The organism is Brevundimonas sp. GW822-FHT03E11 (genome assembly GCF_058801445.1).
This window is the reverse complement of record NZ_JBXANG010000002.1, coordinates 311,443-335,290: the sequence shown is the minus strand read 5'-3', so window position 1 is coordinate 335,290 and position 23,848 is coordinate 311,443. Positions and strand designations below refer to the sequence as shown.

20 protein-coding genes and 1 tRNA gene are annotated in these 23,848 nt (G+C 67.8%); 12 read left to right on the top strand and 9 right to left on the bottom strand.

The genetic code is table 11. The features are described 5' to 3' along the window. Positions 1-76 precede the first annotated feature (76 nt). Positions 77-1,795 carry a hypothetical protein gene (locus AC1RKE_RS04515; RefSeq protein WP_395941844.1) on the top strand — a complete coding sequence of 573 codons (1,719 nt, stop codon included), beginning with the start codon at positions 77-79 and terminating at the stop codon, positions 1,793-1,795. A gap of 3 nt (positions 1,796-1,798) precedes the next feature. Here the strand turns inward: AC1RKE_RS04515 and AC1RKE_RS04510 are convergent, their stop codons facing one another. The 3 genes from AC1RKE_RS04510 to ahcY all read right to left on the bottom strand — a co-directional run bounded on the left by AC1RKE_RS04510 (position 1,799) and on the right by ahcY (position 5,028). Further along, positions 1,799-2,104 (bottom strand): TFIIB-type zinc ribbon-containing protein, encoded by a 306-nt coding sequence (locus tag AC1RKE_RS04510; protein WP_054764343.1) that lies wholly within the window; start codon positions 2,102-2,104, stop codon positions 1,799-1,801. Positions 2,105-2,406: 302 nt separating this feature from the next. Beyond that, positions 2,407-3,612: a BaiN/RdsA family NAD(P)/FAD-dependent oxidoreductase gene (locus tag AC1RKE_RS04505; protein WP_348685405.1), complete on the bottom strand. Its 1,206-nt coding sequence runs from the start codon at positions 3,610-3,612 to the stop codon at positions 2,407-2,409. Positions 3,613-3,636: 24 nt separating this feature from the next. Further along, positions 3,637-5,028 carry an adenosylhomocysteinase gene (gene ahcY / locus AC1RKE_RS04500; RefSeq protein WP_182713753.1) on the bottom strand — a complete coding sequence of 464 codons (1,392 nt, stop codon included), beginning with the start codon at positions 5,026-5,028 and terminating at the stop codon, positions 3,637-3,639. A 136-nt stretch (positions 5,029-5,164) separates the two neighbouring features. Between ahcY and AC1RKE_RS04495 the strand changes: the two genes are divergently transcribed. Next, complete coding sequence (locus AC1RKE_RS04495) at positions 5,165-5,578, top strand: Tat pathway signal protein (protein WP_201463433.1); 414 nt, start codon at positions 5,165-5,167, stop codon at positions 5,576-5,578. A gap of 40 nt (positions 5,579-5,618) precedes the next feature. Here the strand turns inward: AC1RKE_RS04495 and AC1RKE_RS04490 are convergent, their stop codons facing one another. Then, complete coding sequence (locus tag AC1RKE_RS04490; protein ID WP_348684375.1) at positions 5,619-7,781, bottom strand: primosomal protein N'; 2,163 nt, start codon at positions 7,779-7,781, stop codon at positions 5,619-5,621. A gap of 30 nt (positions 7,782-7,811) precedes the next feature. Here AC1RKE_RS04490 and fsa point away from each other — a divergent pair, with 30 nt between their 5' ends. From fsa to AC1RKE_RS04475, 3 genes are read left to right on the top strand one after another with little or no spacing between them, the layout of a single operon-like run. Then, positions 7,812-8,465 (top strand): fructose-6-phosphate aldolase, encoded by a 654-nt coding sequence (gene fsa / locus AC1RKE_RS04485; RefSeq protein WP_287398013.1) that lies wholly within the window; start codon positions 7,812-7,814, stop codon positions 8,463-8,465. Positions 8,466-8,501: 36 nt separating this feature from the next. Further along, positions 8,502-9,215 (top strand): DUF484 family protein, encoded by a 714-nt coding sequence (locus AC1RKE_RS04480; protein WP_183216704.1) that lies wholly within the window; start codon positions 8,502-8,504, stop codon positions 9,213-9,215. Next, entirely contained in the window at positions 9,197-10,135 is a 939-nt protein-coding gene (locus AC1RKE_RS04475) for a tyrosine recombinase XerC (protein ID WP_348684374.1), read from the top strand. The genes AC1RKE_RS04480 and AC1RKE_RS04475 overlap by 19 nt, the downstream gene beginning before the upstream one ends. A 4-nt stretch (positions 10,136-10,139) precedes the next feature. On the opposite strand, the gene AC1RKE_RS04470 is transcribed toward AC1RKE_RS04475, so the two are convergent. Both AC1RKE_RS04470 and AC1RKE_RS04465 read right to left on the bottom strand, forming a co-directional pair. Next, positions 10,140-10,973: a hypothetical protein gene (locus AC1RKE_RS04470; RefSeq protein ID WP_348684373.1), complete on the bottom strand. Its 834-nt coding sequence runs from the start codon at positions 10,971-10,973 to the stop codon at positions 10,140-10,142. A gap of 66 nt (positions 10,974-11,039) precedes the next feature. Further along, the gene (locus AC1RKE_RS04465; RefSeq protein WP_395941869.1) at positions 11,040-13,643 is read right to left on the bottom strand and encodes a TonB-dependent receptor; all 2,604 of its coding nucleotides are present in this window, start codon (positions 13,641-13,643) and stop codon (positions 11,040-11,042) included. 281 nt (positions 13,644-13,924) lie between these two features. Here AC1RKE_RS04465 and AC1RKE_RS04460 point away from each other — a divergent pair, with 281 nt between their 5' ends. After that, the gene (locus AC1RKE_RS04460) at positions 13,925-14,302 is read left to right on the top strand and encodes a hypothetical protein (RefSeq protein ID WP_152949200.1); all 378 of its coding nucleotides are present in this window, start codon (positions 13,925-13,927) and stop codon (positions 14,300-14,302) included. Between the two features lie 14 nt (positions 14,303-14,316). Here AC1RKE_RS04460 and AC1RKE_RS04455 read toward each other — a convergent pair. Beyond that, positions 14,317-14,392, bottom strand: a tRNA-Ala gene (locus AC1RKE_RS04455). A 164-nt stretch (positions 14,393-14,556) separates the two neighbouring features. Here AC1RKE_RS04455 and AC1RKE_RS04450 point away from each other — a divergent pair. The 6 genes from AC1RKE_RS04450 to AC1RKE_RS04425 all read left to right on the top strand — a co-directional run bounded on the left by AC1RKE_RS04450 (position 14,557) and on the right by AC1RKE_RS04425 (position 20,592). Next, the gene (locus AC1RKE_RS04450; RefSeq protein ID WP_054764334.1) at positions 14,557-14,862 is read left to right on the top strand and encodes a YggT family protein; all 306 of its coding nucleotides are present in this window, start codon (positions 14,557-14,559) and stop codon (positions 14,860-14,862) included. A 106-nt stretch (positions 14,863-14,968) separates the two neighbouring features. Beyond that, a complete protein-coding gene (locus tag AC1RKE_RS04445; protein ID WP_152949199.1) occupies positions 14,969-15,850 on the top strand; it encodes a 3-hydroxybutyryl-CoA dehydrogenase in 882 nt (293 codons plus the stop codon). After that, positions 15,847-16,392, top strand: a complete 546-nt coding sequence (locus AC1RKE_RS04440; protein ID WP_182713746.1) for a phthalate transporter — start codon at positions 15,847-15,849, stop codon at positions 16,390-16,392. Before AC1RKE_RS04445 ends, AC1RKE_RS04440 begins: the two co-directional genes overlap by 4 nt. Positions 16,393-16,442: 50 nt before the next feature. After that, positions 16,443-17,684 (top strand): DUF418 domain-containing protein, encoded by a 1,242-nt coding sequence (locus AC1RKE_RS04435; protein WP_054764331.1) that lies wholly within the window; start codon positions 16,443-16,445, stop codon positions 17,682-17,684. A 41-nt stretch (positions 17,685-17,725) separates the two neighbouring features. Then, on the top strand, positions 17,726-19,609 hold the full coding sequence (gene cobT / locus AC1RKE_RS04430) for a cobaltochelatase subunit CobT (protein WP_348683304.1): 1,884 nt from the start codon (positions 17,726-17,728) through the stop codon (positions 19,607-19,609). Continuing rightward, complete coding sequence (locus AC1RKE_RS04425; RefSeq protein ID WP_348683306.1) at positions 19,606-20,592, top strand: esterase-like activity of phytase family protein; 987 nt, start codon at positions 19,606-19,608, stop codon at positions 20,590-20,592. The genes cobT and AC1RKE_RS04425 overlap by 4 nt, the downstream gene beginning before the upstream one ends. A 13-nt stretch (positions 20,593-20,605) precedes the next feature. Here the strand turns inward: AC1RKE_RS04425 and AC1RKE_RS04420 are convergent, their stop codons facing one another. Both AC1RKE_RS04420 and AC1RKE_RS04415 read right to left on the bottom strand, forming a co-directional pair. Continuing rightward, on the bottom strand, positions 20,606-22,018 hold the full coding sequence (locus AC1RKE_RS04420) for an alpha,alpha-trehalose-phosphate synthase (UDP-forming) (protein ID WP_348683308.1): 1,413 nt from the start codon (positions 22,016-22,018) through the stop codon (positions 20,606-20,608). A 42-nt stretch (positions 22,019-22,060) separates the two neighbouring features. Next, positions 22,061-23,845: a glycoside hydrolase family 15 protein gene (locus AC1RKE_RS04415; protein WP_054764327.1), complete on the bottom strand. Its 1,785-nt coding sequence runs from the start codon at positions 23,843-23,845 to the stop codon at positions 22,061-22,063. Between the last annotated feature and the right edge of the window lie 3 nt (positions 23,846-23,848).

Sequence of the window (23,848 nt, the reverse complement as noted above, 5' to 3'; positions counted from 1 at the left end):
CGATAGGCGGATGGGTCAAAAACTGACAATTTACCGGGCAACCCCGCCTTAAAGCCTTGGCGCCTAGGGTGGTCGCATGGCCGGCCCAATCCATTATGAAGTCTATGTCCGAAGGACCGCCCCGGCGGCCTGGACCCTGCTGATCGCGACCGAAGACCGAAAAGCCGCACTGGAAACCGCCGAAGAGCAGTTTCAGGCCAAACAGGCGGTCGCGGTGCGGGTCACCAAGGAGACGCTGGACCCCGAGACGATGGAGTTCAACAGCCTGACGATTCTGAATCTCGGGCTGCCGGAAGAAAAGTCGAAGAAGAAGCCGGAAGCGGCGGCCCGTCCCGCCTGCGGCTCGCCCAAGGAACTCTATGCGCCCCATGCTCGGGCCCTGATCGGCCGCGTCCTCGAGGACTGGCTGAAGCGGCACGGGGTGACCGCCTTCGAGCTTCTGCACCGGCCGGATCTGGCGGAACGGCTGGACGCCTCGGGCGTCGAACTTCAACATGCCGTTCAGAAGGTGGCCGTGCCCGAAAGCCAGGCCAGCGGCCAGGATCTGCATGGGATGGTGCGCCACTACCAGCGGCTGGCCGACGCCACGATCTCCCAGCTGATGAAGGCGGGCCGAAGCGGCCAGTTTCCGTCACTGGACGATCTTTCGATCGCCGATGTGGCCCATCGCCTGTCGGGATCGGCCGACCGAGCCTTCATCATGGGCGGCGTGGCGGCCCAGGCCCTGGCCGATCGTCAGGGCGCACGGGCGCGGCTGCACCGGCTGATGGATCTGATGGATGGCGCGCCGACGGAAGGGCCGCCGCGCGCCCTGGTGGTGAGCGTCGTCGAGCAGATTGCGACGGAGATGCTGGCGATCCGGTCAAATCTGGCTGACATCCTGGGGCCGTCCTTGGATCTCGGCGCCAGTCTGGCGGCCCTCGTGCGGATGGTGGCGCCCAAGGAGGTGGAGCGGTTGATCGCCGTGGATCCCCGGATGGGGCTTCTGACCCCGACCGTGGATGGCCCCGCAGCCCGGCTCGGCAGCCGGATCGCCGCCGGCGACTTTCCGCGTCTGTCGGCCGCCTTGGCCCGATTCATAACGCGCGAACTGTCCAGTTCCCGCCGCCTGCGCCCCTCTGATCCGGCGGGCGAGATCGATATTCTTCGGACCCTGGCTATGGCCCTGACGTCCGCCTCGGGTCGGCTTTTGACCCTGGAGGAGGTGCAGAACGCCTTCGTCGATCGGTCCAGGAGCCTGGTCACGCCCGATTTCGTCGCCTCCTATGTTCAGTCATGCGCGACCGTATTGGCCGAGGCCGAACATCTGACGCGGCTTTGCGAGAATGTGACCGGCGCCGCCAACAAGCGGGCGGCGGCGCGATGGCTGAGCGGCTGCGTCAAATCGGTGCGGCTTGAGGCCGAGCTCCGGCAATCGACGCCGGGCGGTTCGAACGCCTCGCAGAAACTGCTCACTCTGGCGCGGCTGCAGCGCTCGGTGCGCGCGGTGCAGTTGGGAGAGATCGACGAGCGTGAGATCGCCGCCTCGATCGGGACCTTGGGCGGAACCCTGGAGGCGGACGCCGGCCTGATCAGCCAGATCGCCCGCGCCTCGGCCGCCGTGACGCAGAAGCTGGGCGTCCTGCTGAGAATGGCGGCCGGCGAGACGGCGCCTCTGGGACCGGCCGCCGATCGCGCCCGGGCGGAAGCGCTGCGCATGCTGCGCGCGTCCGAGGTCAAGGACGCCCTGAGCGTCGAGCCCGAGGCGTCGGCCGCGCTGAACGCCCTGATGCCGGCCGCCGGGATTCGGCTTTAGGCGTCAGTCGAAAATGTCGAAGATGCTGTCGCGCTTCTTCTTCTTGTAGTGATAGCCGTCGTCGCGGCGGCGATCGTCCCTGTAGCCCTTGACCTCTCCATAGTCGGACGGCGCGTTCCAGGGGCGGGTCTGCGGCGAGGGGGCGGAGGCGGCGGCGCGTCCTTCATCGACGGCCGAGGCCATCAGGGTTTCCAACTCGCCGCGATCCAGCCAGACGCCGCGACAGGTCGGGCACATGTCGAACTGGACGCCGTTCCGATCCAGGCTCTGCATCGGGCTGTTGTCGTTGGGGCACATCAGAAGGGGCATGGCGGGGCTCCGGGTCGGTTGACGATCGGGTGCGACGCGACGGGAAGGCAGGGGGTCCGAGACCCGTCGCGTCGATGCACCCGTGCGGTCCGACATCGCATCGCACGCCCAGGGGAGGGGAACCCGGCCGCGACGACGCCAGAGGGGCCCGTTCCGCAAACCCAAGCTAGGGGGTCGGCGTCTGCGCCGCCATGCGTCGTGGCGCCACAGGGCGCGGCTTGATCCTGCTCTCGCTTTAATCTGGAGCCTGATTCACCGTTTCAGCGGAACCGCGAAGCGGTTCCTCCTCAACGGATCAGGCTCTAGCAGACCTGGCCGGCGGCCCAGCCTGAAGACCAGGCCCACTGGAAATTATAGCCGCCCAGCCAGCCGGTGACGTCCACCGCCTCGCCGATGAAATAGAGGCCGGGGACGGTCTTCACGGCGAGAGTCTGCTGGTCCAGGGCGGCGGTGTCGATCCCGCCCAGGGTGACCTCGGCCGTGCGGTAGCCTTCGGACCCTACCGGTTTCACCGTCCAGGCGTTGACCGCCTGGTCCAGTCGCCGCAGGGCCTTGTCCGACAGATCGGCCAGATTGCCCGCCACGCCTTCGCGCGCGCACAGGCTCTCGGCCAGCCGACGCGGCACGATCTGGGACAGGGCGGTGTGGACCGCCTGGCGTCCGTTCGCCGCCTTGGCGGTCTTCAGCGCCTCGAACACGTCGTGATCCGGGGCCATGGCGGCGACTATGGGTTCGCCCTCGCGCCAGTAGGAGCTGATCTGGAGAATGGCCGGGCCGCTCAGGCCGCGGTGGGTGAACAGCATGGCTTCGTCGAACCGGGCCTTGCGGGTCTTCTCGGCCGGGGCCGAGGCCACGCGGGCCTCCACCGCCACCCCGGCGAGCGGCGCCAGGGTCTCCAGAAGTCCGGCTTCGAAAGTCAGCGGCACCAGGGCCGGGCGGGTCTCGGTCACGCGGATGTCGAACTGGCGCGCGACCTCATAGGCCCAGCCGGTCGCCCCCATCTTGGGAATGGACTTTCCGCCTGTGGCGACCACCAGCGAGGCCGCCGCGATCTCGGACCCGTCGGACAGGCCGATCGACCAGCCCTGGCCCTTTCGGGCGATCCGGTCCAGCCCAGTCTTCATCCGCAGCTCGACCCCGGCCTCGGTCAGGGCGTCGGTCAGCAGGCGTATGATCTGTTTGGCGCTGCCGTCGCAGAACAGCTGGCCCAGCGTCTTCTCATGCCAGGCGATGCCCGCCTGATCGACCCGTTTTATAAAGTCCTGGGGCGTGAAACGGCGCAGGGCCGAGGTGGCGAACCGGGGGTTTTCACCCAGAAAGTTCGCCGGCCCGCAGCCCAGATTGGTGAAGTTGCACCGTCCGCCGCCGGAGATGCGGATCTTCTCGCCGGGATGGGCCGCGTGATCGACGACCAGGACCCGACGGCCGCGCCGCCCGGCCTCGGCGGCGCACATCATGCCGGCGGCGCCGGCCCCGACCACCAGGACGTCGAACGACGCCCGGCTCACGAGACCGGCTCCGGAAGGCGGTTCTTAGTAGCGGTAGTGTTCGGGCTTGAACGGCCCTTCGACCGGCACGGAGATGTAATCGGCCTGTTCCTTGTTCAGCACGGTCAGCTTGGCGCCCAGCTTGCCCAGGTGCAGGGCGGCGACCTTTTCGTCCAGGTGCTTGGGCAGGGTGTAGACCTTGGTCTCATAGGCCGACTTGTTGGTCCAGAGTTCGATCTGGGCCAGGGTCTGGTTGGTGAAGGAGGCCGACATCACGAAGGAGGGGTGGCCCGTGGCGTTGCCAAGATTCACCAGACGGCCTTCCGACAGCAGGATGATCTTGTTGCCGTTCGGGAACTCCACGTGGTGGACCTGGGGCTTGATCTCGTCCCACTTGAAATTCTTCAGGCCCGCGACCTGAATCTCGGAGTCGAAGTGGCCGATGTTGCAGACGATGGCGTTGTTGCGCATCCGGCGCATGTGATCGACGGTGATCACATCCTTGTTGCCGGTGGCGGTGACGAAGATGTCGGCCTTGTCTGCGACGTCGTCCAGGGTCTGGACCTCATAGCCTTCCATGGCCGCCTGCAGGGCGCAGATCGGGTCGATCTCGGTCACGATCACGCGGGCGCCGCCCTGACGCAGCGAGGCCGCCGAGCCCTTGCCCACGTCGCCGTAGCCGCAGACCACGGCCACCTTGCCCGACAGCATGACGTCGGTGCCGCGACGGATGGCGTCGACCAGGGATTCACGGCAGCCGTACAGATTGTCGAACTTGGACTTGGTCACGCTGTCGTTGACGTTGATGGCCGGGAAGGGCAGTTCGCCGCGCTCCGACATCTGGTACAGGCGGTGGACGCCGGTGGTGGTCTCTTCCGACACGCCGCCGATGGCGTCGCGGATGGCCGAATAGAAGCCGGGCTTCTCCTTCAGATACCGCTTCATGACCTTGTAGAGGGCTTCTTCTTCCTCATTGGTCGGGTTGTCGAGGACCGAGGGGTCCTTCTCGGCCTTCGGACCGAGCACGCACAGCAGGGTGGCGTCGCCGCCGTCGTCCAGGATCAGGTTCGGATAGCCGCCGTCCGCCCATTCGAAAATCTTGTGGGCGTAGTCCCAGTATTCCTCCAGGGTCTCGCCCTTGACGGCGAAGACCGGGGTGCCGGCCGCGGCGATCGCGGCGGCGGCGTGATCCTGGGTCGAGAAGATGTTGCACGAGGCCCAGCGCACCTCGGCGCCCAGGGCTTCCAGCGTCTGGATCAGAACCGCCGTCTGGATGGTCATGTGCAGGCTGCCGGCGATCCGGGCGCCCTTCAGCGGCTGGTCCTTGCCGAACTCGGCGCGCAGCGCCATCAGGCCCGGCATTTCCGTCTCGGCGATGGCGATTTCCTTCTGGCCCCAGTCGGCCAGAGAGATGTCGCGGATGATGTAGTCGGTCATGGCAGGGGCTCCTGGCCGTAAGGGGGTATTGCGCGCCTCATAGCCCGGCAGGCCTGAAGGAGCAATAAACATATAAGGATGTCCTTATATGCGAGGGCGTAGCCGTTTATTAAGCGCCGCGCGTTAGGGTCACGCCATGGAACGCCGCGCCCTCCTCGGTCTCGCCCTTGTCGCAACGGCCGCCGCCTCGGCCTCGCCGGAGCCCGCCGCAGCCTCTTCGAGCAAGGAGGGCGGCGGCGCCTCCGCCGAAACCTATTTCCGACTGCCGGTCGTGACCGCCTCCATCACCGGGCTGACCGGGCGTCGAGGGGTTCTGTCGATCGAAACCGGTCTGGACGTGCCTGACGCGGCCCTGCGTCTTCGCGCCCAGCAGTCCACGCCCCGCCTCCGCGCCGCCTATAACACCGCCGCTCAGCAGTTCGCCGCAGGGCTGCGGCCCGGCGCGGCGCCCGACATCGACCGCCTGGCCAACGCCTTGCAGGCGGCGACCAACGCCACCCTGGGCCGCCCCGGCGCCCGGTTGCTGCTGGGCACGGTCATGGCGATCTGATCCGCCGTCTCGGACGGCCGCGTCCACCTCAGAGGCCCCCTCAGAGGAAGGAATAGGGATCGACGTCCACGGCCAGCCGGACCGAGGCGGGAACCTTCACCCGCTGCAGCCAGGCGCGCAGAAAGGCCTGCAGATCGACGTCGCGATCCGCGCGCACCAAGAGCCGCTTGCGCCGACGGCCGCGCACCAGGGCTAGGGGCGCGTCGGCGGGGCCATAGACCTCCAGCCGTTCGGCGTTGGGAATGGTCTGGGCCAGGTCGGCGGCGGTCTTCTCCACCGCCTGCGCATTCTCGCTGGACAGGATGATCGCCGCCAGCCGGCCGAAGGGGGGCAGGGACGCCGCCTCCCGCTCGGCCATCTCCGCCTCGACGAAGGCGTCCCGGTCGCCGGCCGCCAGGGCCTGAAGCACCGGATGTTCGGGGGTCCAGGTCTGCAACAGGGCCCGTCCCGGCCGATCCGCCCGGCCCGCCCGTCCCGTCGCCTGGGCCAAGAGCTGATAGGTGCGCTCGGCCGCCCGCAGATCGCCGCCCCTCAGGCCCAGATCCGCATCCACCACCCCGACCAGGGTCAGGCGGGGGAAGTTGTGGCCCTTGGCGGCCGCCTGGGTGGCGACCAGTATGTCGATCTCGCCGTCGGTCATCCGCTGGATCAGGGCCCGGGCCGATTTGGCGTCGGGCGCGGTGTCGGAGCTGAACACCGCCGTCCGCGCCTCGGGGAACAGCTGGCGCACCTCCTCCTCGACCCGTTCGACGCCGGGTCCGACCGAGACCAGACTGTCTTCGGCCCCGCACGACGGGCAGAGTTTCGGCCGGGCCATGGAGAAGCCGGTCAGGTGACAGACCAGTCGGCCGGTGTAGCGATGTTCGACCAGCCAGCTGTCGGTGTCCGGCGCCGTCAGCCTGTGCCCGCAGGCGCGGCACAGGACCACGGGGGCATAGCCGCGCCGGTTCAGGAACAGCAGCGTCTGTTCGCCGCGCGCCAGGGTTTCGCCGATCGCCTCCCTCAGGCTCTGCGACAGCCAGGTCTGCGGATCCGGAGGCGCCGCGCGCAGGTCGATCAGGTCGATGTCCGGCAGGACGGCGGTCCCATGCCGCGCGCCCAGCTTCAACCAGTCGTAGCGGCCGTTCTGCGCATTCCACAGCGTCTCCAGCGACGGGGTCGCCGAGGCCAGGACCACGGCCGCCCCCTCGATCCGCGCCCGCGCCACGGCCAGGTCCCGGCCGTGATAGACCAGACCCTCTTCCTGTTTGAACGACCCGTCATGCTCTTCGTCGACGATGATCAGGCGCAGATTGACGAAGGGCAGGAACAGGGCGGACCGGGCGCCGACCACGATGTTGCAACGGCCCGCGATGGTCGCCTCCCACACCTGGCGGCGGCGGGGCGGGGCGACGCCGGAATGCCACTCTGCCGGGGCCGCGCCGAAGCGGGCTGCAATCCGTTCGATCAGGGCCTGGGTCAGGGCGATTTCAGGCAGGAGGATCAGGATCTGCGCCGCCGGATCGGCGCGCAGCACCCGCGCGATCGCCTCCAGATAGGCTTCGGTCTTGCCGGACCCCGTGACCCCGTCCAGCAGAAAGGGTCGAAACCCGCCCTGGGTCGCCCCGGCCGCCAGGGCTGAAGCCGCCGCCGCCTGGTCGCCGTTCAAGGTCGCCGGCGCATGGTCGGGATCGGGCGGGGCGAAGGCGGCTTCAGCGGCGATCTCGACGATCTCCAGAACCCCCTCGTCGATCAATCCCTTCACCACGCCCGCCGACACGCCGGCGTCCCGCGCCAGATCGGCGGCCGTCATTGATCGCGCGCCCAGGGCCTCCAGCACGCCCGTTCGCGCGGGGGTGGCGCGGGCCGGCTGACGGTCGCCGACCCGCCGCACCCTCCGTTCCGGCCGGGGACGCGGCGCGCGCAGCCCCTTCAGCGCGGTGGCCGCCATCTCTCCGGGGGGGGACAGGGTCCAGCGCCCGGCCCATTCGACGAAGTCCATCACCCCTGCCGGCAGGGCGGGGTCGTCCAGTTTCGAGTCCACCGCCTTCAGCCGCCGGTTCGAGCCGGTGGTCTCGAACACCTCGGCCACCACGCCCCGGATCAGGCGCGGACCCAAGGGGACGGCGACCTGATCGCCGCGCGCCAGGCTCAGCGCCTCGGGAACTTCGTAATCGAAGGCTTCCGGCACGGGCAGGGGAATGAGGACCGAGGCGACTTTCACCGAACTGCGCCCTCGGCTATGAAGCCGTCCATGAAACTCTTTCTCGATACCGCCGACGTCGCCGTCATCAAGGACATGGTTCCCACCGGCATGGTGGACGGCGTCACCACCAATCCGTCGCTGATCGCCAAGTCGGGTCGGAACATCGCCGAGGTCATCGCCGAAATCTGCGCCCTGGTCGAGGGCCCGATTTCCGCCGAGGCCGTCTCGCTCGATTTCGAGACCATGGTCAAGGAGGGCGACAAGCTGGCCGCCATCGCCCCCAATGTGGTCGTCAAACTGCCCCTGACCTGGGACGGTCTGCGCGCCTGCCGCGTCTTCGCCGACAAGGGGATCAAGACCAACGTCACCCTGTGCTTCTCGGCCGCCCAGGCCCTGCTGGCCGCCAAGGCGGGCGCCACCTTCGTCTCGCCCTTCGTCGGGCGGCTGGAGGACAACGGCGCCGACGGGATCGCCCTGTTGGAAGAAATCCGGGTGATGTACGACGTCCACGGTTTCGAGACCCAGATCCTGGCCGCCTCGCTGCGCAACGTGGCCCATGTGGCCGCCGCCGCTGTGGCCGGATCGGACGCCGCCACCTTCGGCGCCGACACTTTCAAGGCCCTGGTAAAGCACCCGTTAACCGACAAGGGTCTTGATGCCTTTGTGGCGGACTGGGCCAAGACCGGTCAGTCCATCCTGTAACTCACGCGTCACGGAGAAGGTCTGTTGAGCGGCTCATTGGACCTTTTCGAAACCGCTGAAGCGCAGCCGGTTCCCCATCTGGGCGACGGCCTGACCTGGCCCGAGGTGCGCGGCTGGCTCCAGACCCATTCCCAGACCCTGCTGGACGATCGTTCCTTGCTGGAAGAGATCGGCCTGCGTCCGCACGGACGCAATGTGGTCGAGTTCGGCGCCGCCGCCCTGACGCGCCTCGAGGCGGTGGTCGAGCGCGAGGCCGGCGCCCGGCGCGAGGTCGAGATGATCGCCCGCGCCAATTTCGCCGCCCAGACCCAGACGCATGTGGCCGCCCTGGACCTGATGGAGGCGCGCAATCATTCCGACCTGGCGCGACGGCTGGATGCGGCGGCCCAGGGCCGGTTCGGCCTGGCCGGCGCGGCCATCGCCCTGGAGAAGCCGGGCGGCGTGCCGTTCGGCTGGCGCGCGCTCGAGCCAGGCGCCGTGGACAATCTGCTGGGCGAACACGGCCTGACCTGGCTCGGCCCCATGTTCGAGGGCTTGGACCTGTTCGGCGCGGCCGGGGATCAGGTCCAGTCCGTCGCCCTGGTCCGCATGGCCCCGCATCTGACGCCGGGCGAGCCGCCTCGATCCTGCCTGTGCGCCTTCGGCTCGCCCGAGCCCGAGGGTTTCACCCCCAACATGGGCTGCGAACTGGCGGCCTTTCTGGCGCGGGTGGTCGAGCGAATGGCCGAGCGATGGCCGGTGTTGAACTGACCGCCGCCGAGGCCCTGCTCGCCTGGCTGGAGCATCTGGCGCACGAGCGACGGCTGTCGCCCCGCACCCTTGAGGCCTATGGCCATATCGGCCGGCTCTATGTCGCCTTTCTCGAACGCCATCGCGGCGAGACCCTGACGCTGAAGGCCATGGGAACCATCACCGCCGCCGAGGTGCGTGCGCATTTAGCCGACCGCCGCAGCGGCGATCATCCCCTGGCGGCGCGATCGCTCAGCCAGACCCTGTCGGCCGTCCGGGGCTTTCACGCCTTCCTGGACCGGCGGCTGGACACGCCCGCCCCCCAGCTGGCCCAGGTGCGGGGTCCCCGGATCAAGCCGGCCCTGCCCCGCCCCGTCAGCGAGGACCAGGCGCGCGGCCTGCTGGCCGAACCGGACGCCGATCCCGACGCGGAGCCTTGGGAGGCCGCCCGCGACCGCGCAGTGCTCAGCCTTCTCTACGGCTGCGGGCTGCGGATTTCCGAAGCCCTGTCCCTGACTCGCGCAGAGGCTCCTTTGGGCGACACCCTGCGGATCGTCGGTAAGGGATCGAAGACCCGGATCGTCCCGGTCCTGCCCGCCGTGCGATCGGCGGCGGATGCCTATCTGGCCCTGCTGCCCTTCATCCTTCAGCCCGCCGACCCCCTGTTCCGGGCTCGGCGTGGCGGCCCGCTCAGCCCGCGCCACGTTCAAGCCTCGGTCCAGCGACTGCGCGGCCGGCTGGGCCTGCCCGAACGCACCACCCCCCACGCCTTGCGCCACAGTTTCGCGACCCATCTGCTGGGGGCCGGCGCCGATCTGCGCTCGATCCAGGAACTGCTGGGCCACGCCAGCCTGTCCACCACTCAGAAATACACCGGCGTCGATGCGGAGCGCCTGTTGAGCGCCTATTCCGCCGCCCATCCGCGCGCGAGCGGCGCCTGACGGATCAGGGCGCCGTGGTCGTGACGGGCGTGCGCATCGCCAGGATTTCCCGTGTTCGCCGGGTGATGCCGTAGAGGACGCCGGGCTCGCTTTCATCCCAGTCGATCGCCTGTCCCTCGGCCTCTATGCCGAGGGTCTCCAGATGATCCAGAACTCCCCCGCCTTCGGGCAGGGCGACGACATAGAGTTCGGGCCGGTCGTGGCCGGTCAGATAGAGACGTCCGTCCGGTCCCCAGCCGCCGCCGGAAATGCTCATCGGCGCAATCCGCTCCAGAATGGAGGCCGGAAGCCCCCAGGCCTCCAGCCGTCGCCACTGGTCGTCGAACCGCACCAGGGTGGTGTGGCGGTGGTCGCGCGGCGCCTCGCCCCCGCGACCGTCATAGTTGGCGAACATGGCCCACCAGGCGCCGTCATGTCGATCAACCCAGGTGATCGAACCCGTCCCCAGACCCAGGGCGACGCTGCGCTTGTGATGCAGGTCGACGGCGTCGAAGACCTCCACCGTGCTGATCTGAGGAACGGCGGGAAAGTTGGAGCTGGCGCAGACCAGTTCGCCGTCGATCACGGCGCAGGAGTTGATGTGCGGAAATCGGGCGCGGTCGCCGGTCCATTCGGCCTGTTTGGCGCCCGTCTTCTTGTCATAGCGCACAATCGACCAGTTGGAGACGGCGTAGACGTCATCGGGTCCCACCGCCGCGCCCTGACGCGCCTCGGCCTCATAGCGACGCAGGGTCTGAGCCTCGCCCGCGAGAACGATCGGCGCGACCGCGTCGCCTCCGCCCGTCGGCGCGGCCTGGGCGGCGGAGACAAGCAGACACAAGAGCATTGAAGCGAGCATGACGGAGGTTCCTTCAAAAGGACAGGGGCCGCCTCCTGGGGGAGGCGGCCCCTTGCGTGGCGGGGATCAGAAGCTGGCGGAGAGGCCGACCCAGTAGGTCCGGCCGTAGTTCGCCGATTCCTGAAGATAGGTTCGACCCGGGCCGGTCACTTCGCGACGGCCCGAGTTGGACAGGTTCTGGCCTTCCACGAAGACGGTGAGGCCGTTGCCGAAGCGCCAGCTGACCGAGGCGTCATAGACGTGGCGCCCCTTCCAATACTGGTCGGCGTTCGGAATGGTGTCGTTGATCGTTTCCAGGAAGCCGCCGATATAGTTGTGCGAGACGCGGGCCTCGATGGGGCCGCGCTGATACCAGATCGATTCATTGGTGGTGGTCGCCGGCTGCTGGAACAGACCCGTGTGACGCTTGCCCGCCGTGGTCAGGAAGGTGAACTCCGTGTCCAGGAAGGTGGCGTTGGCGCTGACGCCCAGGCCGTCGAACGGCGCCGGCAGCATGGTCAGGGCCTGCTGGAAGGCGACTTCGACGCCGCGAATCTTGGCCGTTTCGGCGTTCGTCGGCGTCGAGACGATCACCGCCTCCACGCCCCGGCCCACGTCCAGGTTCTGGACCGAGCTGAGAGTGAAGATCTCGTTGTCGATGTCCTTGGTGAACAGGGCGACCGACATCAGCCCGTCGGTCGGATAGTATTCAAACGACAGGTCCAGACCTTCGCTCTCGCGCGCCTTCAGGCCGGGGTTGCCGCGGGACAGGGTCGGCTGCGAGCCGTCGAAGCTGATGCTCTCGCTGGCGGCCAGCGAACCGAAGTCCGGCCGGCCGATGGTGTTGGTCCAGGCGGCGCGGACGACCATGTTCTGACGCAGATTCCAGCGCAGGTGCAGGCTGGGCAGCCAGTTGTCATAGTCGCCGCTGTTCGACACCGGCGTCAGGACGCCGCCGGATAGGCGGGCGGCGTCCGAACTGACCTCGGTCTTCTCATAGCGCAGTCCGCCCAGCAGGGTCAGGTCGCCGACCCTGTAGCTGGCCTGGGCGTAGCCGGCGAAGACGTCCTCGGTGACGTCATAGTCGCCGGTCGGGGCGGCGGTCTTGACGTTGAAGCTGTCTGCGTTGGCCGCATAGAAGGCCTCCGCCGTGGCGACGTCGATGCGCGGCGTCAGACGATACTGGCCTTCGATCAGCTTGTCCGGACCGGGCCGATCGACCTGATCCAGGGTATAGATGAAGCCCGGCTTAGCCGTGTAGTCGGTGCGGCTGGACCGATAGCTGCGATCGTTGGAGCGCCACACGGCGCCGACCTTCGCCTTCAGGTTCCGCGTCTCGCCGCCGTCGTCGAAGGCCAGGTTGAACCGCGCCTGGGTGGTGTCTTCATCGGTCCGCAGCAAGGACACGCGCCGTTGCTGGAGATTGAACAGGGTGGGATCGCGGAAGGCCGTCGGATTGGTCGGCGTGAACACCGGGAAAAAGTTCGAGGTGTCGTAGCGGAAGCCGAAGTTGGCGTTCGACGCCGTGCGGAACTCCATCGAGGTGTTGGGGGTCTCTGAGCCCGCCTGTGAATAGACCAGATCGCCGTCCAGCCGCCATTGCGGGGCGGCGTCCCACCGGAAGGCGGTGCGGCCCAGGCCGATCTCGCGACGGGTGATGGGCTGGTTCAGACCGATGATGTTGCGGCCCGTGGCGAAGGTTCCCGAGGTGCGGGTCTGGTTGGTCACATTGCCGACCGGCTCGGTGCGGAACTCGGTCCGCTCCTCATCGTCCTCCATCCGGGCGTACAGGGCCGAGGCCTCCCAGCGGAAATCGACGCTCGGCCGCCATTCCAGCTTTCCGTTCGCGCCCGAACGCTGCTTGGTGTTGTTGTACCAGAACAGGCGCAGCTGGGTCGGCACCTGGATTCCGTTGCCGGTCGGAGCGCCCGAGTTCACCGGCTTGCCGGCCGCGTCGTATTCGCGGATCGAAGGCGCGGCCGATTCCGCCTGGGGAATGTCGTAGTCGAGCTGCTCGTGGGAGGCGCCGATCACCACGCCCCATTCGTCGGCCGCGCCGAAGCGGCGACCGGCGGCGAAGGCCAGGCGATAGGACGGATCGTCGTTGCGGACGTCGCCGTGCTGTTCATAGACGCCGTAGGAGGCCATGCCGTTGAAGAAGGGTTTGGCGGCGTCGAACGCGCTGCGGGTGGCGACATTGATCACGCCGCCGATGGCGTTGCCGTCGTTCTCGGGCGTGACCGTCTTGATCACCTCGACCCGGCCGGCCATCACGGAGGGCACGATGTCCATCGGCACGGTGCGGGCGCTTTCATCCACCGAACCCACGAAGGCGCCGTCGATGGTCGTGCGGTTGTAGGTGGAGGCCAGGCCCCGAAGGATCGGCCAGCGCGGCTCGCCCTGATCCTCCATCACCGAGACGCCGGGAATGCGGCGCAGGGCGGCGGCGGTGTTGTGGTCCGGCAGCTTGCCGATGTCGTCGGCGGAGACGGCGTCCATCACCTCGAACTCAGCGCGTTTCACGGCGATGGCGGCGCGCTGCGCCTCGCGCTGGCCGGTCACGACGATCTCATCGACCTCGGCGGTCGGGTTGTCCTGAACCTGGGCCTGGGCGCTGGCCGCAAGTCCGGCGCTGATCAGGGCGGTGGTGGCGAGCAGAAACCGTTGCCGGCTCTGTGACGAAAAACACATGTTCTATCCCCCAACGTCGAATTTCGACGGGGCTCGCATAGGGGGCGGAGGCGACGTGCAGGCGTCTGTTCTGTGTCGCGCCCGACAACAGTGGGTGGAGATTCGATGGCGATTTCGCCGCTACGCGCCCTTTGCGACCCGAGGCTGTGCGGAGATTGCGACAGTCGGTCGATTGTCAAAACCTGAGCCGCCTCGGCGCAAACGGGACGTTAACCGAAGCGGCGCACCCTCTTGTCAATGTGGCCGCCGGAAACGTCTGGTCGGCCGTGGAGGGCCGGCCCATGTCGACCAAGATGACTTCGAGCGTGCGTCGCCACAGCGACCATTTCGAACCGCAGGACACCGATCCGCACGAGCAGCGCCGCCTGCGCGGCCAGTTGGAGCAGATCGACTACGCCGCCTATGTCGCCAATAAGGAGCTGATCGGCCATACCCTGACCGGTCTGGACGCCGCCTCGCTTCAGAAATTGGCGGTCCTGACCGCCGGCGCTCGCGCCAAATGGGCGGCCGAGGCCCTGCGTCTGGCCCATTCAGGCTCGCCCGTCACCCCCGACCAGGTCGCCCGCCTGACCGCCGCCCGCACCGCCTTCGACGAACTCGCCGAGGTCTATGAAGCCCTGCGTCGCATGGTCGAGCGCGGCTATGTGGTGCTGAAATAGGCTCTAAGGACGCCTGGTGGAGCCGAGGGGAGTCGAACCCCTGACCTCGTCATTGCGAACGACGCGCTCTACCAACTGAGCTACGGCCCCGTTCCAGTCAGGAGCAGGCCTCCAGGCGAGCGCGGGACATAGAAGGCGGGCGGGCGTGGTGTCAACGGGCTTGTGCGCGCAATCCGCGCAGGCGACCGCAGAAGATTGTCGGATGGGCGGGGGACGGCTAGAAGCCGAGGTTCGCGCCTTGCAGGAGAATACATATGGGCACCGCCCTGGTCTGGCTTGTGAACACCGTCATCGGCCTGATGGTCTGGTTCATCATCATCCAGGCGATCTTGAGCTGGCTGTTCGCCTTCGACGTGATCAACCATCGCAACCGGTTCGTCAGCCAGGTCGCCGACTTCCTGGACCGGATCACCGCCCCCATTCTGGAACCCTTCCGGCGGATCATTCCGCCGCTGGGCGGGATCGACATTTCGCCCATCGTCGTCCTGCTGCTGCTTCAGTTCGTCCGCATCCTGTTCAACGCCTCGGCGGCCCCGGTCCTGATCGGCATGTTGGGCTGAGGCGCCACGGCGGCGGGAGATTCCGACGCGAGACGGCGATTCCGCCCTTGCGCCCGGCCGCCAGCTTCCTAAAGGTGCCGGCCCCGACCATTATTGACCACGGTTCATGAGCACGATCACCACAGTCGCCGTCCTGGGCGCCGGACAGATGGGCGCAGGCATCGCCCATGCGGTGGCCCTGGGCGGCTATTCGGTCCGACTCTACGACGTGGCGCCCGCGCGGCTGCCGCTGGCCCAGGGCGAGATCGCCGCCAGCCTGTCGCGCCACGTCGGCCGCCATCTGGTGACCCAGGCCGAGGCCGACGCCGCCCTGGCCCGGATCGCCGTCACGACGGACATGGCCGAGGCGGTGTCTGACGCGGACCTGGTCATCGAGGCGGCGCTGGAGGACGAGGCGGTCAAGAAGGCCCTCTACGCCGAGGTCGCCCCCCATCTGGGCCCGCAGACCCTTTTGGCCTCCAACACCTCCTCCATTTCGATCACCCGACTGGCCTCGGCCTCGGACCGGCCCGACCGGTTCATCGGCCTGCACTTCATGAAGCCGGCGCCGATCATGCGACTGGTCGAGATCGTGCGCGGCATCGCCACCTCGGCCGAGACCCACGCGGCGGCCGTAGATTTCGCCGAGAGCCTGGGCAAGACCACGACCGACGCCGAGGATTTCCCGGCCTTCATCGTCAACCGGATCCTGGTGCCGATGATGAATGAGGCGATCTTCGCCCTGTATGAAGGGGTCGGCAACGTCGCCTCCATCGACAAGGCGCTGCGCCTGGGCGCCAACCATCCGATGGGGCCGCTGGAGCTGGCGGACTTCATGGGACTGGACGTGGTCCTGGCCATCATGAACGTCCTGTACGACGGGCTCGCCGACAGCAAATACCGCCCCTGTCCGCTGCTGGTGAAATATGTCGAGGCCGGCTGGCTGGGCCGCAAGAGCGGGCGCGGCTTCTATGACTATTCCGGCGAGACGCCGGCGCCGACGCGATGAGCCGGTTCGAGACCTATGCCGACCTGCCGGGCCAGGCGACCATCCAGTCGCGGCCGGCGCCGCTCTATCCGATCCTGGCCTCTCTGGCCGGCGCCGCCTGGCCCCCGCTGATTCTGACCCTGCCCTTCTGGCCGCCCAACGCGATCGGGATGGGGCGTGACATCGACTGGCGGATTCTGGTGCTGCTGATCGGTCTGGCGGCCGTTCCTGCGGGCCTTTGGCGGATCAATCAGGAACGCCGTCGCGAGGGTCGGCCCGGGTCGCGCCTGGGCGTGGTCTGGCGCTTCATGCTGTTCGGCGGCCTGACTGCGGCCCTGGTCCAGGTGGTTGTCAGCCTGGTGATGGTGGTCCTGGGCTGGCTGGAGGCGGGCGACCTGATGCAGGGTCTCGGCGCGACCGAGACGACCCTCCTGATCTTCGGCGTGGGCGGCCTGCCCATCGCCATGATCGTCGGGGTCAGCTATGCCCTGTGGGCGGGTCTTTGCGTGGCCTTCATCGCCTTTGAGGCGCGCCCGACGATCGAGGTCGGGCGGCGTCGCTAAGATTATCCGAGCGCCGCTCAGGCGCTGAAACGCTTCGGGGGAGGCTGTGAATGTCGACGGTGAACCAGACGACGGAACCGACCGGATTGGCGCCGGTCGAGGCGCCGGCCCGTATCGCTTCTCTGGACGTGATGCGGGGGCTGGCGGTCCTGGGCATATTGGCGGTGAACGTCGTCTCCTTCGGCCTGCCCTTCATGGTCTATGGCGATGCGGACCTCAGCCCCTTTCCTGTGACGGGCGCCAACGCCGTGGCCCGTTGGGCGATGGACGTCTTCTTCCACCAGAAGTTCATCACCCTCTTCGCCATGTTGTTTGGCGCTTCGATCTTTCTGGTGGGCGGTGAACGAAGCGATGCGGCGCGGGGGCGGCTGCTGCGCCGGCGCCTGTTCTGGCTGGCTGTGATCGCCCTGATCCACGGCCTGGCCTTCTGGTACGGCGACGTCCTTCTGCTCTACGCCTGGTCCGGCCTGTTCGTCATGCTGATGCGGTCCTTCTCCGCCCCCGTTCTGATCGGGGTCGGGCTGGGGGTCACCCTGGCGCTGGGGGCGATGCAGGCGGGGTTGAGCTGGCTGATGGTCGCCGGCCCCGCAGAAGTGGTCGAGGCGATGAAACAGGGCCAGCCGCAGAACAGCCAGGAGGCCGTCGCCGCCGCCATCGCCGCCTATCGCAGCGGCTGGGCCGGGGCCATGGGCCAGAACCTGACCGCCTGGTTCTTCCTCCAGGGCGCCAGCCTGGCCATGTTCGTCTTTTCGACCGTCGCCCTGATGATGACCGGCATGGGTCTGTTCAAGGCGGGTTTCCTCAGCGGCCGGGCGCCGACCTGGCTCTATCTCTTCGTCCTGGCGGTCGGGAGCGCGGTCCTGGCCCTTGTGGCGACGACCCATTGGACCGAAATCATGGCCGCGCCCGACGCCCATCCGACGCAAGGGCTGGCGGAGGCGGTCGCGGCCTTCCCGATCCTGGTGACCCTGGCCTATGTCAGCCTGATCGTGCTCGTGACCACGCGCGGACCGGCCTGGCTGGTCGCCCCGCTTCGGCCGGTGGGGCAGATGGCCCTCACCAACTATCTGAGCCAGACGCTGATCATGACCACCCTCTTTTACATGCCTTGGGGGCCGCGTCTGTTCGGTCAGGTGGACTATGTCGGCATGTGGGGCTTGGTGGCGGCCGTTTGGGCGGTCCAGCTGATCTGGTCTCCGCTGTGGCTGGCGCGGTTCAGAATGGGGCCGCTGGAATGGGTGTGGCGCTGCCTGACCTATGGGCGGCGCGTGCCGATCCGAAAAGCCGCCTGATCGCGCTTTTATCAGCGGCGTGAAAAGATTAACTGAGGAGCATGGCCGCCCCGGACACTCCCGCCGAAACCTTCAAACGCGCGCTCAGCCACGCCGCCCGCGCCCTGGCCGAGCAGCCTGAGCTGGAGGTGGTGTTCGGGTCGGACGGACCCAAGCTGGCTGGCGGGATTCTGACTCTGCCGCATCCCCCACGCGACCCCTCCGGTAACGAGAGCGCGTCCCTGCGAGGCCAGGCCGACCGCCTGGCCCTGCGTTTGGCCAATCATGACGCGGGGATCGACGCCCGTATGCGCCCCGCCGACACCCAGGCGGCCGAGGTTTTCGACGCGGTTGAACAGGCGCGGGTCGAGGCGGTGGGCTCCGAATTCCTGGCGGGGGTCAGGGACAATCTGGACGCCGCCCTGGTGACGCGGCTGGAGAAGACCGGGGCGCTTCGCATCCTCGAGCCCGAACGGGCGCCGGTTTCGGAGGCCGTGGCTCTCCTGGTGCGTGAACGGCTGACGGGCCGGCCTTCGCCCGACGGAACCAAATCCCTGCTGGATCTGGTTCGAGCCGGCATAGAGGCCAAGGCGGGCGATCAGCTGGACGCCCTGACCGCGACCGCCGGCGACCAGGCTCTGTTCGCCGAAAAGATGCGCGAAGTGCTGCGCGCCCTGAACCTGGACCCGGGCGACGGCCAGGGCGAGGACGCCTCAGACGATCCGGGCGAGCAGGAGCCCGATTCCCCGGAACCCGACGCCGACGACCGGCCGGACGAGGACGAGGAGGAGGAGGGCGGCGAGGGCTCCCAGTCCATGGAGGGCGACGCCGACGATCAATCGTCGGAGCAGGAGCGCGAGAGCCGCCCTGAGGGCGCGCCCGCCGATCCGGAGGGCGACGGCGCCGAGGACGGGCCGGAGCTGAACGAGGGCCAGCAGCCCAATCGCCAGCAGACCGCCGACGACGGCCGGGCGGTCGACTTCTACCGCGTCTTCACCACCGCCTATGACGAGGTGGTGGACGCCGCCGACCTGTGCGATCCGATGGAGCTGGAGCGGCTGCGCAATCTGCTGGACCAACAGCTGACCCTGCTGGCCAGCGTCGTCTCCCGCCTGGCCAATAAGCTGCAGCGCCGTCTGCTGGCGCAGCAGAACCGCTCGTGGACCTTCGATCTGGAAGAGGGGATGCTGGACACGGCCCGCTTGACCCGGATCGTCACCGACCCGACCGCCCCCCTGTCCTTCAAGGCCGAGAGCGAGAGCCCGTTCCGCGATACGGTCGTGACCCTGCTGCTCGACAATTCGGGTTCGATGCGCGGGCGGCCGATCATGGTGGCGGCGGTCTGCGCCGACATTCTGGCCCGCACGCTGGAGCGTTGCGGCGTCAAGGTCGAGATCCTGGGCTTCACCACCCGCGCCTGGAAGGGCGGACAGAGCCGCGAGGCCTGGATCAGCGCGGGCAAACCCGCCAATCCCGGCCGGCTGAACGACCTGCGCCACATCATCTACAAGGCCGCCGACGCGCCCTGGCGCCGGGCCAAGAAGAATCTGGGCCTGATGATGCGCGAGGGCCTGCTGAAGGAGAACATCGACGGCGAGGCCCTGCAATGGGCGCACAATCGCCTGCTGGCCCGCACCGAGCAGCGCCGCATCCTGATGGTCATTTCCGACGGCTCGCCTGTCGACGACTCGACCCAGTCGGCCAACGCCGCCCTCTATCTGGACAAACACCTGCGCCAGGTCATCGCCGAGATCGAGGATCGCTCGCCGGTCGAACTGTTGGCCATCGGCATCGGCCATGACGTGACCCGCTGGTACCGCAAGGCCCTGACCATCGTCGACGTGGAGCAGTTGGCCGGCGCCATGACCGAAAAACTGGCCGAACTGTTCGAGGCGGACGTCGCGGCGACGCCCGCCCGCCGGCCGCGTCAGAAGATCGCCGCATGAGACGTCGTCTACCGCGTCTCGCGGCGGCCTGGGCGGCCCTGGCCCTGACGGCCTGCGCCGCGACCCTGGGCCCGCCCCAGCCGTCCCCGTCGGACCACGACGGCTGGACCTTCGCACCCGCCGAGTTGAAGCCGGTCGGCCTAGGCCTGCCCGGCGCCGTGCTGGCGCCCGGCGTGCGTTTCGCGGGCGGCATCGAGATCGTGGCCGGCCCTGAATCGCCGCTGCACGGGCTTTCCGATCTCAAACTGAGCGGAGACGGCGGTTTTGTCGCCGTGTCCGACGCGGGGGATCTGGTTCGCGGCGTCTTGCGCCTGGACGCGCGCGGCCGTCTGATCGGCTTGGACAGACTGGCGTCGCGCGAACTGACGTTGGAGGACGGACGGCCCATAGCCTCCAAGATCGACGGCGATGCGGAAGGGCTGGCTTTGACGCGCTCCGGCGACCTGCTGGTCAGTTTCGAACGTCGCCATCGAATTTGGAACTATGGCCCCCTGTCTGGGATACGGGAGCCAACCCCGGCGCCGTCGCCGGAATTTCCCTTCCCGGACAATGAGGGGATGGAGGGCCTCGCCGCAGGTTTGACACGTCGCGGCGAGGACGGTTGGCGGGTGGTCGGAGAAGGCGGCGGCGTGTGGGACTGTACATCGGGCGGATGCCGAGGGGCGGGGCCGACCGTGTCACAGAACCTGCTGGACGGCGACTATCGCCCCACGGGCCTGGACCGCGACCCGACCGGCGAAGGCTGGTTTCTGGTGCAACGCCGCTATACGCCGCCGATCGACATGCGGGCGCGGGTGCGTCGCCTGTCGGCGGAGGGCACGGTGGGACCTGTCCTGATCGAATTGAAACTGCCCGGCACGACAGACAATTTCGAAGGCGTCGCCGCTGAGCGGCGCGGCCAGGCGACCCGGCTCTATCTACTGTCGGACGACAACGCCAATCCGGCCCAGCGCACCCTGCTCCTGGCCTTCGATATTCGCTAGATGCGGCGCTAGATCAGGCCGCCCCGGCCCATTGGGCCTTTTCCGGCTCGGTCTCGACCGCCAGCAGGGCCTTGACGAAGGCGTCGCGCCAGATGCCCACGTCGGTGTCGCGCACCACCTGCATCAGGGCCTCCCATCGCCGCACCCGCTCGGCCAGGGGCATGGTCAAGGCCTTCTGGATGGCGTCCGACAGCTCCTCGCGGCTGTAGGGATTGACCAGAAGCGCCTCACGCATCTGTTCCGCCGCCCCCGCGAACCGGGACAGGATCAGGACGCCGGGATCGTCGGGGTTCTGGGCGGCGACATATTCCTTGGCGACCAGGTTCATCCCGTCGCGCAGCGGCGTCACCAGCCCAACCCTGGCGGCGCGATAAATCCCCGCCAGCTGGTCGCGGCGGTAGGTGCGGTTCAGATAGCGGATCGGCTGCCAATCCATGTCGGCGAAGGCCCCGTTGACCCGCCCGGCCAGGGCGTCCAGCCGCGCCCGCATGTCCTGATAGGAATCCACATCGTCCCGCGAGATCGGCGTGACCTGGAGCAGGAAGACCTCGCCACGCATCGACGGATTGTCCTGCAAAAACTGCTCATAGCCCAGCAGCCGCTCCTCCAGCCCCTTGGAATAGTCGAGCCGGTCCACGCCGACGATCATGGCGCGGAAGGCCGCCGAGGCCGCCATCCGATCATAGGTCCGGGCCCCGAGGGTCGAGTTCTTCGCCGCCAGGAAGCCGTCCACATCGATGCCGATGGGGAAGACGCCGGTCTGAACCCGGCGACCGAAACACTCCAGCCCGCCATGACCGAACAGCTCGCCCTGGGCCTCGCTGACCACATAGTCGGTGAAGAGGTCGCACCATTCGCGCGTATGGAAGCCGATCAGATCGAAGTCGAACATGGACTCCACCAGCCGCCGGTGATGCGGCAGGGTCACCAGCAGCTGGCGCGTCGGCCAGGGGGTGTGCAGGAAGAAGCCGATCCGGTTGCGGACGCCCAGACGACGCAGATCCCGCGCCATGGGGATCATATGGTAGTCGTGGATCCAGATGACGTCGTCCGGCTTGATCACCGGCGCCAGAACCTCGGCGAAGCGGCGGTTCACCCGCTCATAACCCTCGCCGTAGGAGCGTTCGTACTGGGCCAGGTCGATCCGGTGGTGGAACAGCGGCCACAGGGTCTTGTTGGCGTAGCCGTTGTAATATTCCTCGACGTCCTGGGGCTCCAGATCGACCAGTCCGACGGTCACGCCGGCGCGGTCCTCCACCTTCATCTCGCCGGTGAAGCTGTCGATCGTCTCTCCAGACCAGCCGAACCAGAGGCCGTCGTATTTTCGCAGGGCCGCAGACAGGGCCATGGCCAGCCCGCCGGCGGAGCCCGCAGCGGGATCGGTCGGGGCCGAGACCCGGTTGGATACGACGATGAGACGGCTCATGACTTCACTTCGGCAGCGATCCCAGCCCCGGGACCAGAAAGATCAACGCACGTCGGTCCAGGATCGGCTCAACATCACGGCGCAATTGATGATCCCGACCAGGGAGTAGGTCTGGGGATAGTTGCCCCACAGCTCCCCGTCCTCGACGGAAATGTCTTCGCTCAACAGGCCGGCCTGGGTGCGACGGGCCAGCATCTCTTCGAATATGGCGCGCGCCTCCTCCACCCGGCCGTTCTGATGCAGGGCTTCGATGAACCAGAAGGTGCAGAAGTTGAACGCGGTCTCCGGCTCGCCGAAGTCGTCCGGCTCGACATAGCGGAACAGGAAGGGTCCTTTTTTCAGATCCCGCTCGATTGCATCGAAGGTGGCCACCTGGCGCGGATCATGCGCGTCCAGAAAGCCCAGGTCCGTCAGCTGCAGCAGGGAGGCGTCCAGTTCGCGTCCGCCGAAACTGGCGGCGAAACGCCCCTCGTCCGTCAGGAAGGTTTCCGCCTCGATCCGCTCTCGGATGGCCGCCGCCCGCTGACGCCAGACGTCGGCGCGGGCCTGCAGGCCCAGATGATCCGCCGCCTTGGCCAGACGGTCGCAGGCCGCCCAGCACATGACGGAGGAATAGGTGTGAACCCGCGCGATGGTGCGGAACTCCCAAAGCCCTGCGTCGGTCTGGTCGTGCATGGCGAAGGCCCGCTCGCCGACCTTCTCCAGAGCGTGGAAATCCTCGATCGTTCCGGGACGCAGCAGGCGTTGGTCATAGAAGGCCTGGACCAGGGGCAGGACGATCTGGCCATAGACGTCGTGCTGCAGGTGCTCATGGGCCTGATTGCCGATCCGCACCGGCTTCATGCCGCGATAGCCCTCGACCGTATCGACGATGCTCTCGCCGATGCCCGGCTCCAGCCCCACCCCATAGACCGGCTGGACATGGCCGCCGGCCGAGGCGTCAACCAGATTGCGCAGATAGCCCAAGTAGTTCTCGAGAATGTCGACCGCCCCCAGCCGGTTCAGCGCCCGCACCGTATAATAGGCGTCGCGGATCCAGCAGTAGCGATAGTCCCAGTTGCGCCCGCTCTCTTTGAATTCGGGAACGGAGGTGGTCATGGCCGCGACGATGGCGCCGGTCTCTTCATAGGCGCAGAGCTTCAGGGTGATGGCCGCACGGATGACGGCCTCCTGATAGTCCAGCGGCAGATAGAGTTTGCGGACCCAGTCCTGCCAATAGGCGACCGTGCGGTCCAGCGCGGCCTGAACCCCCGGTCCCACATCCTGATCATAGCCCTCGTCCGGGCCGAAGAAGAAGGCGTGCGGCCGTTCCAGCCGAAAGATCCGCTCCTCCAGAACGTGAGAGACGGGACAGTCGGTCGTCAGACGGAAGGTGACGTCCGGGCATAGGAACCGGATGTGATTGGAGCCCGAGGTGTGGGGCGCCCGCCGCGCGCCCCAGTCGGACGAGGGGCGCAGCCGGACGCGGATACGCGGCGTGCCGTGCAGCGGTCGAATGATCCGCCCGAAGGCGAGGGGGCGGTAGGTTCGCGAATGTTTCGGATGGCGCGGGGCGAAGTCGATGATCTCCACCGCGGCCCCGTCTTCGGCCGTCAGAACGGTCTTGAGCACCGGCGTATTGCGGACATAGGCCTGGCTGACGTGTTTCAGCCCCTCCAGCTCGACGGACCAATAGCCATGCTCGGGCGCTTCTCCGTTCATCAGGGCCGAAAAGACGGGGTCGCCGTCGACGCGCGGGGCGCAGGCCCAGACGAACCGGCCCTGACGGTCGATCAGGGCGCTGATCGCGCAATTGCCGATGGGGAAGAGATCGAGATTGGGCGTCATCGA